The organism is Paraburkholderia sp. RL18-085-BIA-A (assembly GCF_046027075.1).
GTDB lineage: Bacteria > Pseudomonadota > Gammaproteobacteria > Burkholderiales > Burkholderiaceae > Paraburkholderia.
This window is the reverse complement of sequence record NZ_JARESU010000105.1, coordinates 19781-30231: the sequence shown is the minus strand read 5'-3', so window position 1 is coordinate 30231 and position 10451 is coordinate 19781. Positions and strand designations below refer to the sequence as shown.

Sequence of the window (10451 nt, the reverse complement as noted above, 5' to 3'; positions counted from 1 at the left end):
GGCAGCGCTTCCCCATTGCCATTAGCTGAGAGTCATTGCTGGAGGCAACGTGTGCGCCTCCAGTGACCTCCTCGTCAATCCCCTCATCGCGCGCTGGGCGCTTTACGTCCGGGCACCGAAGACGCCACCTGCGACTTATTCAGTGCGATTAAAGCACCGCTCCATGTGGCACCAGTTTCCGGGTCTCGTTGATTTGTCTGCAGATTGCCCGTCGCAACGGCAGCCGAGTTCGTCTTGACATTGGCCGCCGCCCAAGGTCTCGGATTGGAGGCTATGGTTATCGTTCGGATACCTATCGATGAAATTCGCGAATCACATTACGCTGGGCTTTGACCGGTTCAGGTGGGATGAGAATGGAGACCAGGGGCGCTTCTACCGCTGTACCGTCATGCTGCCTGATGTATTGGTGCCAGATGGCGCGCAGGCAGAGCGTCTGGAGGTGTATAGCGCGGCGCGGCTATTCAGCGGTGGCATAAAAGAAATGCCGGTTGCGATCGGCAAATCAACGAAAAGAGGCCAGAAAAAAGCCCTGTTCGTGATGCAAACGCAAGCATATGACCGATAGAATTTCGTCCTGTACCCACGTGACGCACCGTCACGGGTCCGATACCTGTCGGATCGCTTTCTCACATCGGATTTCCGGTTAATTCAGCATGACACGGCTTGCACGGCACTACGTTCCAGAACAACCGCAGCACGTTATCTTGCAGGGGCTCACGGGGCCCGCATTCCTGGACGAAGGAGACTACCGGTACTTCCTCGCCTGCCTGGCAGACGCAGCGCGCGTCGCCGACCTGGCAGTCCACGCGTGGGTACTCATGCCTGACGCGGTACAGTTCCTCGTCACGCCTTCATACGAGTCGAGCGTGGCCATGGCGATGCAGGCGGTCGGCCGTCGCTATGTCGAGACCTTCAACCGCCGCCATGGACGCCGCGGTACGGTGTGGCGTGGCGGTTACTGTGCAACAGTGATTGAGCCCGACGTGTATTTCCTGCTCGCGAGCCAGGTCATCGATCATGCGCCGGTGCGCAACCGCCTTGTGGCAGAGCCGGGAAACTACCAGTGGTCCAGCTACACGCATCACATCGGGCTGCGTGTCGATAGCTTCATCAAGGACCATCCACTCTACCGGGCGCTCGGCAATACGCCGTTCGAGCGCCACCAGGCTTACCGCGATTTGGGCGCACAGCCCCTTGACGAACTCGAGGTGAATAACCTGATGCAGTCGACGCTCAAGGGCTGGGTGCTCGGCAGCACCGCGTATTGCGAGTGGGCGGCGCAGACAGCCAACCGGCGTTTGATGCCCCTGCTGCTGCGCGACCGGCCGCCCAAGGTTCGCACGACACGCGCCCTCGCACACGTGGGCTAATCAAAAGAAAAACAAGCAAGGAAACCTTGCTTGTTTACACGGTAACCCGTTTCGGTCGGCGGTCACGCAGTCCGCTTCCAGGTCGGTGGATTTCCTCCGTTCGACCCGTTGTCGCGAGTTGTCCACGGCCGGCCGGCAGGTCCCCTGTTACGACCATGACGCTGGCCGGCGGCGGGTAACTCGTTAGGCGGGGCGCATGACGTCTTCTTCACATGGGCTGGCCTGCCCGCTCCATACGGACCGGGGTCCCGGAAACCAACTTCCCTCTGAAAAACCTTGACTGACGACCTCAGGGCGTGACTCTGCCCTTCGGACGGGCGCAGCTTGTCGGTCGAGGCAGCGGTATTCTGGAACCACCATAATGAACGTGAGTTGCTTTATGGGTGTGTCGAAAAAGCCAGGAATGAGCCGTAAGTGGCAGCTGGTAGACGCGCCACGCGTGTCTACGTCGACACCCCGCTCACGGAGCACTGCCGACAGATTTTCGACTTCGCCGACCCGGCGTGAAATGAGCACCGATTGCCTGCCGCGCACGCGACAGTCGGCTCATCACGGTTCCAATTGGCACGTTGAGAACCTCGGCGGCTTCCGTATAACTCAACCCTTCCACGGCGACGAGCAGCACCACGGCGCGTTGGGCCTCCGGCAGTCGCATCACCGCGTCGATGATCTGCCTGTTCATCAGGCCCTCTTCCGGCGTCCTCACCGATTGGTCAGCGACGTTCTGCACGCGGCTGTCGTCCCATTCCACGCTGGACCGCTTGCGTACATTGCGTGCTTGCAGTTCGTTGATCCACGTTGTGTGGACGATCGAAAACACCCAGCTAAGAGGCGCGGTGCCCGGCTGCAATTGATCCGCGCGCTCCAGCGCCCGTACGCACGCGCGCTGCACCAGATCCTCCGCGTCATGTCTGTCGCGAGTAAGGCGCAGTGCGAATGTCCACAGGCGAGGCAGCATCGAAGGAAGCATCCCGGGTAAATCCGCGCTGCTCATTCGCTGCAATTCCACATTGGTACCCAGCGCGTCGCACACTTCGCACGGGTGCCTCGCAAGGACGTTAGTGTGATGTGAGGGTCGCAGCAGCGCGAGAAACGAAATACTGAAAATGTCAGCACGTGTACGTCCATGTTCGCGGTTCTCTGATGGCGGTTAAGGCATGGCTGTTCTTGTCGGTGGTCGTGATTTGATCTTTGCCGGTCGTTGATTCAGGTGGTGACTGACGTGAAGCTCATCCCGCCAGCAGCGCTAGCAACGGCATGAGGAGCCGCGTGGCCGCTCTCAGCCGACCCGTCTCGCTGCGCCCGAAACCGCCTTCAACGAAATCCGCCAATAGGAGACATTGGCCCTCGCGCCGGAACCGCATATTCGCGACAGGTTCCAGACGCCTGGTGTCGGGCGCGCCCGACTTTCAGGGCCTCGACGGACTGGTTGGGCTGCTATCCCGCCCCTCGCCAATCCACATGGTGTTCAGGCCTCAAGCCGGACGCCGTGATCGGCCGCGATAAGATCGGCGGCGCGCTCGCCGATCATGATCGACGGCGCATTGATGTTCCCGCTCGGGATTTCGGGCATGACGCTCGCATCGGCGACCCGCAGGTTCGCGACCCCGAAGACACGCAGGCGTGGGTCGACGACGCTGCCGATTCGGCACGTGCAGCACAGGTGATAGACGGTCATCCCGAAGTGCAGCGCGAAATTCTCCAGCAGCGCGTCGCTCGGCGTTTCGCCGGGCCGGAAGCCGTGTAGCGCCGCCAGCTTCGGCGGAATCAACCATGGTCCGAGCCCGTTCGGCCCGGGCCAGTTCTCGGCGATCGCCAGCACGCGGCGCATGATGGCGACCATCACCTTGAGATCGTGACCATCGCTGAAATAGTTGAACCGGATATCGGGGGGCGTCGCCGGATCGGCGCTGACGATCACGAGTTCGCCCTCGCTGTGCGGCACGCAAACGCTGGCGACGAAGGACACGTTCTCGGCCGTCGGCGCGAGCGATGCGGCCGAGTCCTCAAAGTACAGGTCGAGGTCGAGATTGATGCAGTTACCCAGGATGTGCGCATCGTAGCCGCAGGGGATGAAGCCGATCTGCGCATCGTGCGTGAAGTCGTCGCCGAGGCCGGTCGAGTAGAACGAGATGCCGTCATAGAGCGATGACGCGACAAGGCTGTTTCCAGTCTCGACCCACTCGGAAAGGCGCCGTTCGGCCTCGGCCTTCAGCAGCGCGAGTTCCCCGATCAGGCCCGTATCGTCCGCGGGATCGGCTGGCAATGGCCCGGCGGGCGCCCGAAGCGCGTCGGGCCCGGCCGACACGCCGATCTCGGCCATCGACACGCCAGCGCCGGGAGCGGCGAATATCATCGGCGCCTGGACGTGATCCTTCAGATGCTTCCCGACCGCTGGCAGGTCGAGGCGGCAGGGGATGCCGGCGGCCTCGAGCTCGCGCCGCGGGCCGACGCCGGACAACATCAGGATGTGCGGCGAGCCGACCGCCCCTGCGCTGAGGATCACCTCGCGCCGCGCATGGACCGTCCTGAGCTCGCCTTCGCGGTCGCGGTATTCCACGCCGGTCGCCGTCAGCGCATCGCCTTGCCCATCGAGGATGAGCCGCGTGACGTGCGCGCCGGTGATAATCGTCAGGTTGTCGCGCCGTTCAGCCGCACCCTCGAGATAGGCGTGAAACGTGCTCGATCGCTTGCCCCTTCGGGTATTGGTCTGGGTCAGCGAGGCAACACCGGCCGGGTTGAAGCGACCAGCGCCGTTGTAGTCGCCCGCGGGAATTCCGGCTGCCTCCGCGGCCCTGACGAAGTCGCGGGCCGCTGGAATGACGGGCGAGCGTATGCCGACGCCGACCGGGCCATCAAACCCTCTCAGGCCCCGGTCGATGCTGGCTTCGTTAGTCGGTGCGACCTCCTCCATCCGCTTGAAGCAGGGCAGCACCTCTTCGTAGCTCCATCCCTTCGCACCAAGCTCGGCCCAATGGTCGAAATCGCCCGGGTGGCCCCGCACGAAGACCATGTAGTTGATCCCGGAAGATCCGCCGAGCATCTTGCCGCGCGGCACCGGCATGCGGCGGTTCTTGAATCCCCGCCCTCCGTTTCCAGGATCGCCGCTCATCATCCAGTCGGTCTCGGGATCGAGCTGCAGGCTTGCGCAGGCGGCCGGCATCGCCTCGCGCGGCGGCGGTCGATCGCCCGCCTCCATCAGCGCCACGCTCACGGCGGCGTCCTCCGACAGCCGCGCGGCGAGCGCAGCGCCCGCCGAACCGCCGCCAACGATGACGAAATCGTAGTTGCTCATGCTTAGTCTCCCCAGAGATAGTCGGCGTCGACTCGGTCGGCGACGAGTTGTTGGTGGAAGTGACGATATTCGGCCGCCCGGTTCCGATCCGGACCGAGCCTTGGCAGGTGGGGCGCGGCTAGTATCGCCTTTGGATCCGCGACCGTTCCGGCCGCCATTCGCCTGTGGGTCTGGCAAATAACCGTCGTCCGGACCGCTCGCGGCTGCGCCTGCGAACCGTGAATCCTTCGCCCGGGCGAGGACCCTCCGGCCATGAGCGGCTTTCACGAGTCCCATAGCCGGCTCCTCAGCTAGGGCCGTCTCGACCCGGCCAGGCGATCGAGGATCGCCCCTGCGTCGGTCATCATCGTTTCGACAGCATCGGCTGCCGACGGAATATCATGGATGAGACCGATTCCCTGCCCGCCAAGCCAGGGCATTTCCTCCCAATCGGCTTCGGTGTCGGTTGTTGCCAGCAAGGCGTCGAATTTGCGCAGCACCCGGTCCTGATCCAGAAAACGCGTCCGGCCGATTTCCGGCAGTTGATCGCGCCGAGTTGGCACTTCCTCCAGGCGATCGTTCCATTCGTCGACGACGCGGTTGCGGATGACGCGCATCGGGTTGAACTGCGGCATCTCGGGGCCGAAGATGGATGACAGGACCGCCTGTTCTCCGTTGGCGGCGACGATGCGCCGCTTGTGCTCGGGGTGCACGGCCGCTTCGCGTGTCGCCACCATCCGCGACCCGACCCATACGCCATCGGCACCGAGCGCCAGGGCCGCGGCGGCTCCGCGTCCATCTGCAATGCCGCCGGCGGCCAGTACAAGCGATGGCCCTACGGCATCAACAACCAGCCGCACGAGCGCCAAGGTCGGCACACCACCATAGTTATGGCCGCCTGCCTCCCATCCCTGAGCGACAATCACTTCGATCCCATCGGCGCGTGCTTTCTTCGCGGCGTCGACAGAACCGATTTGTTCCCAGACCGAGACGCCTGCATCGCGAAGGAGCTTGATGTGCTCCGTCGAAGGATGACCCCAATGAAACGACACGATCGGCACGCGTTCTTCTGCACAGACACGAACTCGCGCGTCATTGTCGAAGATAGTGAGAAAGTTGATGTTGAACGGCGCTGTCGTCTGCCGGCGCACGCGCCGAATCGTGGCGCGAAGCTCCTCCGCGGGTATGAGGCCCACTCCGATGGCGCCAACACCTCCGCCGCGGCAGACCGCCAGCGCCAAGTCCTCGGTCGCGGCGAAGGCCATGCCGGCACAGGCGAATGGATATCGCAAGCCGAAACGCTCGGTGAAGCGCGTAGCGATACTGGACATACTTCTTCCTTTCGTATCCCTCAACAAAGATTCAGCTGCGGGTGACGAAGGTGTTACGCCGAAAGAGGCATGGTTGGTTTTGGGTGAGAGGAAACGTTCATTCATGATCGCGCCTTGCAGTTTGATATCTGTTGGTGATTTGTCGACGAAGTGCCAGGGTTTCGGTTCGCCTTTCCGCTACCCAGCCATTGCAGCGGAAAGGAACTGCCGATACGGGTCGCCATAAGGCGGATGGAGGAGCGTCACCGCTTCCTTCGCCTCGGTCTGCCGGTAGATCGCGCGTGCATGACTGAAGGTGCGGAAACCCGCTTCGCCCCGGTAGGCCCCCATGCCGGATGCGCCGATCCCGCCGTAGGGCATGTCCTCGACAAACATGTGGGTCATCACGTCATTGATCGTTACGCCGCCCGAAGCGGCGCCGTCGAGCACCTGGCGAGCCTGCTCATCGTCCGCTCCGAAGTAATAGAGAGCCAATGGGCACGGGCCGGATCGGATCGTTTCCAGCGCATCGTCAATGCTGCGATAGCCGAGTATCGGCAGGATCGGACCAAAAATCTCGTCGCGCATTACCGACGTGTCGCGAGACGGATTGAGAATCAAGGCCGGCATCATGCGGCGCGCGCTCCCCGGTCTAGCGAGTTTGAAGACGTTCAGTACTTCTGCGCCTCTGGCGTCAGCGTCTGCCACTAGTCGCTCAAGTCGTGAGAAATGCTCGTCATTTATGATTGACGTGTAGTCCAAAGAATCGAGACCGTCCGGATACATGCGACGCGCAGCGGTGACGCAGTGTTCAGCGAACTCACGCTCGCTTCCCGCAGGGACCAGTGCATAGTCCGGCGCAAGGCAGATTTGCCCGGCATTGCGCAACTTCACCGCCATCACACGCTGAGCTGCCTCGGCGAGATCATAGGTGTCGCGGACGATCACCGGCGATTTGCCACCGAGCTCCAGCGTGACCGGCGTCAGGTTGTCAGCCGCCGCCCGCATTACATGCCGTCCAACGGACGTAGAACCCGTGAACATCAGATGGTCAAATGGCGCCGCCGAGAATAGAGCACCCTCTGCGGCTTCATCGTGCACGGTCGCTACTTCACTCGGATGAAATGTCTCGGCGATCAGCCGAGCGAGCAACGCAGAGGTCCGCGGCGTGAACTCAGACGGCTTGATGATCGCGCGGTTTCCCGCGGCGAGAATACCTGCGAGCGGCCCGAAGACGCACATGATCGGGTAGTTCCATGGGCCGACAACTCCGATCACGCCGAGAGGAATATATTCCACACGCGCCTTTGCGCCCTGCACCAACGCGGGATGCTGCGCGGGTCGCATCCAATTCTCGACGCTTGTCGCAGCGTAGCGGAATGAATTCACGGCGCCGAAAGTCTCGAATCTGGTCTCATCGGCGCTGCGATGGCCAAAGTCCGCTGACACGGCGACAGTGATGGCGTCACTTGCCCGCGCAAGCATCGCCGCTGCGCGCATCAGCCGATCTTTGCGGGTCTGCGCATCAGGAACGCCCTCTTTTGTATGCGCTGTACGCTGGAGTTGGATGAGGCTGTGCAGTTGGGTCTTGAAGTCGGTGATGGTCACTTGAATGCTCCTTATCAAAGTAGTGACCAAAATTTAGCTGGGCAGACCGCCATGTGCTTGTCGCAGGATGCAGTTGCTTGACCAGCCGTGCATACTTCTTTTCTGCTCTGATATTTCACTGCCATCGAGCGCTCCGCGGTATCAGCCACCCACGCGAAGGCTTTTCGAAGGCGCGCTTAGTCATCAAGCAGAGCGCATCTCTGGCATGGCGGAAAGTCATTGCTGGCGGTGGAAAAATGAAAAGGATGACTGGACGGTCTACGTCGTGTGCCCGCGTTCCCGAATAGAAACGAAGATGCTGCGGACGCTCATCGCGTCGCGAAATAACTCGTCAGAATGAGACGATTGTTCAGCGATCAACGTTGGAGAGGACAACCAACGTTTTGTTGGCAGGCATTTCGATTGTCTCAAGGAGGATCAATCTGGAAGATTCACCCACGCGTTCGGGATCAGCAATATTACGCAATCCCCAAGACGGGTGGCGCGCCTTTAGAGACGCGTCGAAAGCGGCGTTCGAGGGAGCGTTGCGTGCACCTCCGCGCAGGAATGATGGACTCAATCTTCGCGACGCAGCTCACTCGGCGGATGCCCATAGGCGATGCGGAACGCGCGGCTCAAGCTGGCGCCGTCGCCAAAACCGTTTGCCAGCGCAATATCGAGGAGCGAGCGGGTGCGATCCCGGAGGATGTCAGCCCGCGCGCGATCAAGCCGGGTGCGCCGAATCAGCTCGCCCGGCGTCGTCCCGAAAGCCGCGAGACGCATGTATAGAGATCGTCGCGACATACCCATATCTCGCGCCAGTCGCTCGGGTCCGTATGTGCTGTCCGGTATATTGCGCAGGACATGCAGCGCCGCTCGCGCCAGAAGAGGTGACCTGCGAGGGTCGTCCTCGCGATCGGGTTGCCGCGTGCTGAGCAGGGCCAGATCGATCATCGTACGCGCTGCGAATTCGCCCGTGCGACCTTCCGGGGCGGACAGGAGAGCGCGAACCCCGCCGGCCGCTGTCATGATTCCGGGCTGTCGGGCAATCGGTGTGGTCAATGCGTCCCTGGCCAGCTCGGGCCACTTCGGGTCGTCTGCAGGATCGAAGATCAAAATGAGGGCTTCGTGCCCTTCGAGCATTTCCAGCCGGTAGTCCTCGCCCATGGACGTGACCACCAGGTCGCCCGGCGCGACATCAAACTTTCTGCTGGAACCCTCGAACCGCATTCGTCCAGCGAGCTGCCACATCAGCTTGAGGTGGTTGCCAAGGCCAACGTCCACAGCGCGCCGTCCGATCAGCTCGACCGCAGTGGCCGGCGTCTTGAGATGCGTGACGGCGTATCGCCCGATCCGGCGCGAGATGATAGAGCGATTCACCTGCTCGTCGCCCAGTTCAACCTCGAGATTGGGGAAGGCCGAGTTGGCCTGTTCAATGATGGGGTGGATCGGCCTCACGTGACGCTCCTGAGACAATGCTGGTGAGTTAGAGGACGCCGGTTGCCCGCTGGAAGCCCACCTTTGTCGTGATCCCGAGACCGGCCAGTTGACGCATCGCCGTTGAATACCAATCGACGGTGGCGTCGCCGCCGAATCGGGGCGCCAGGACTGCCCTCTGGATGCGGCGAGGAGCGGCGGCGGGGGTCCCTGGCGAGACCTGTACGGCGCCTCCGGCGGTGAGGACAGTCAGGAGCTCGGTCGCTGCGACCGTGGCTGCCAGGTGTAGCAGGCGCCGTCGGGTGGGCGCCTCGGCGCGGCCGTCGGCCGACCGGAGAGAGTCGTTTGCGATCATTGATGATCCCTTGCGGCAGGCTCAATGGAACAAGCGTACCGCCGTCAACTATGGATTAAATCTACACAGCCGTTGATGAGGCATGAACTCCAGGTTCATAATCCGAGTGATGCGAAAGCCCACAGCCACACGCCTGAAATCCCGAACACCAGGAGCGGTTCACCTGCCCGCATTGGTCTTTTTCGAATGCGTGGCGCGGCATCTCAGCTTCGTTCGCGCGTCAGAAGAACTCGACGTGACCGCGACGGCGATTTCGAAAACCATCAAGCAGCTCGAAGCGCAGTTGGACGTACGCCTGTTCAACCGCACGACGCGCAGTGTCGCGCTCACCGAGGCCGGGACGCAGTTGCTCGGCACGCTCGCACCCGCGTTGGCTCAGATTCATGATTCGGTGCTGCAAGCCGGAGATTTCTCCGAGCGCCCTCATGGCCTGCTGCGCATCAACACCGGGTACGTCGCGTACGCCACTCTGATTCAGCCGCACCTCGCCGCGTTCGGCGAGCGCTACCCGGAGATCACGCTCGATATCGCGATCGACAACAATCTCAGCGATATCGTCGCCGGCGGATTGGATGCCGGCATCCGCTTGGGCTACGCGCTGCAACGTGACGTGATCGCGGTACCCCTAGGGCCGACGCAGCAACTCACGGTGGTAGGTTCGCCGCGCTACTTCGAACGTCGCGGAACGCCGGGAACGCCGCACGAACTGCTCGAACATGATTGCATCCGTCATCGCCTGAACCGTTCGCGGTTCTTCGAGTGGGAATTTCGGATCGGCGGCAAGGACGTAACCATTGACGTGGGCGGCCGACTTGTCCTCGACGAGATGCGCGCGGTGCTCGACGCCGCGTGTCAGGGCAGCGGGCTCGGCCTCGTCTTCCGACAGTTCGCGGCCGCTGAGATCGCCTCGGGCGCCGTCGTTCCGATACTCGACGAATTTCTGCCGCCGGACCAGCCGTTTCACCTCTACTATGCAAATCGCGCGCACACCCCAAGCAAGTTGCGCGCGTTCATCGACTTCATGCACGAGCGGTGACTTGGAAGGCGCCAAAGCAAGCGCGCTGCAGATCGCGTGGGTCAGCGCGCCGGCCATGTGGCCGGCGCGTCTCGGCTTCATG

At 62.3% G+C, this 10451-nt stretch carries 9 protein-coding genes; 3 read left to right on the top strand and 6 right to left on the bottom strand.

Annotated features, from left to right (window positions below):
- The first annotated feature begins 298 nt into the window (after positions 1-298).
- Entirely contained in the window at positions 299-565 is a 267-nt protein-coding gene (locus P0D89_RS39135; protein ID WP_408366838.1) for a hypothetical protein, read from the top strand.
- A gap of 88 nt (positions 566-653) precedes the next feature.
- Positions 654-1370, top strand: coding sequence for a transposase (locus P0D89_RS39130; RefSeq protein ID WP_408366836.1), 717 nt, complete (start codon positions 654-656; stop codon positions 1368-1370).
- A gap of 460 nt (positions 1371-1830) precedes the next feature.
- On the opposite strand, the gene P0D89_RS39125 is transcribed toward P0D89_RS39130, so the two are convergent.
- From P0D89_RS39125 to P0D89_RS39100, 6 genes are all read right to left on the bottom strand, one after another.
- The gene (locus P0D89_RS39125; protein WP_408366834.1) at positions 1831-2364 is read right to left on the bottom strand and encodes an RNA polymerase sigma factor; all 534 of its coding nucleotides are present in this window, start codon (positions 2362-2364) and stop codon (positions 1831-1833) included.
- A 474-nt stretch (positions 2365-2838) separates the two neighbouring features.
- The gene (locus P0D89_RS39120) at positions 2839-4665 is read right to left on the bottom strand and encodes a GMC family oxidoreductase (protein WP_408366832.1); all 1827 of its coding nucleotides are present in this window, start codon (positions 4663-4665) and stop codon (positions 2839-2841) included.
- A 290-nt stretch (positions 4666-4955) separates the two neighbouring features.
- Positions 4956-5975 carry an NAD(P)H-dependent flavin oxidoreductase gene (locus P0D89_RS39115; protein ID WP_408366830.1) on the bottom strand — a complete coding sequence of 340 codons (1020 nt, stop codon included), beginning with the start codon at positions 5973-5975 and terminating at the stop codon, positions 4956-4958.
- A gap of 177 nt (positions 5976-6152) precedes the next feature.
- Positions 6153-7562: a coniferyl aldehyde dehydrogenase gene (locus P0D89_RS39110; RefSeq protein ID WP_408366828.1), complete on the bottom strand. Its 1410-nt coding sequence runs from the start codon at positions 7560-7562 to the stop codon at positions 6153-6155.
- 349 nt (positions 7563-7911) lie between these two features.
- Positions 7912-8121, bottom strand: a complete 210-nt coding sequence (locus tag P0D89_RS39105) for a DUF938 domain-containing protein (protein ID WP_408366826.1) — start codon at positions 8119-8121, stop codon at positions 7912-7914.
- Positions 8118-8999, bottom strand: a complete 882-nt coding sequence (locus tag P0D89_RS39100) for an AraC family transcriptional regulator (RefSeq protein ID WP_408366824.1) — start codon at positions 8997-8999, stop codon at positions 8118-8120. The genes P0D89_RS39105 and P0D89_RS39100 overlap by 4 nt, the downstream gene beginning before the upstream one ends.
- A 416-nt stretch (positions 9000-9415) precedes the next feature.
- Between P0D89_RS39100 and P0D89_RS39095 the strand changes: the two genes are divergently transcribed.
- Positions 9416-10369, top strand: coding sequence for a LysR family transcriptional regulator (locus tag P0D89_RS39095; protein ID WP_408366822.1), 954 nt, complete (start codon positions 9416-9418; stop codon positions 10367-10369).
- Positions 10370-10451 lie beyond the last annotated feature (82 nt).

What these genes read in the sequence shown, in the direction of transcription:
- P0D89_RS39095 (WP_408366822.1), top strand. Translation starts at nt 9,416, where the DNA reads ATGAACTCCAGGTTCATAATCCGAGTGATGCGAAAGCCCACAGCCACA.
- P0D89_RS39115 (WP_408366830.1), bottom strand. Translation starts at nt 5,975, where the DNA reads ATGTCCAGTATCGCTACGCGCTTCACCGAGCGTTTCGGCTTGCGATAT.
- P0D89_RS39130 (WP_408366836.1), top strand. Translation starts at nt 654, where the DNA reads ATGACACGGCTTGCACGGCACTACGTTCCAGAACAACCGCAGCACGTT.
- P0D89_RS39135 (WP_408366838.1), top strand. Translation starts at nt 299, where the DNA reads ATGAAATTCGCGAATCACATTACGCTGGGCTTTGACCGGTTCAGGTGG.
- P0D89_RS39120 (WP_408366832.1), bottom strand. Translation starts at nt 4,665, where the DNA reads ATGAGCAACTACGATTTCGTCATCGTTGGCGGCGGTTCGGCGGGCGCT.
- P0D89_RS39125 (WP_408366834.1), bottom strand. Translation starts at nt 2,364, where the DNA reads ATGAGCAGCGCGGATTTACCCGGGATGCTTCCTTCGATGCTGCCTCGC.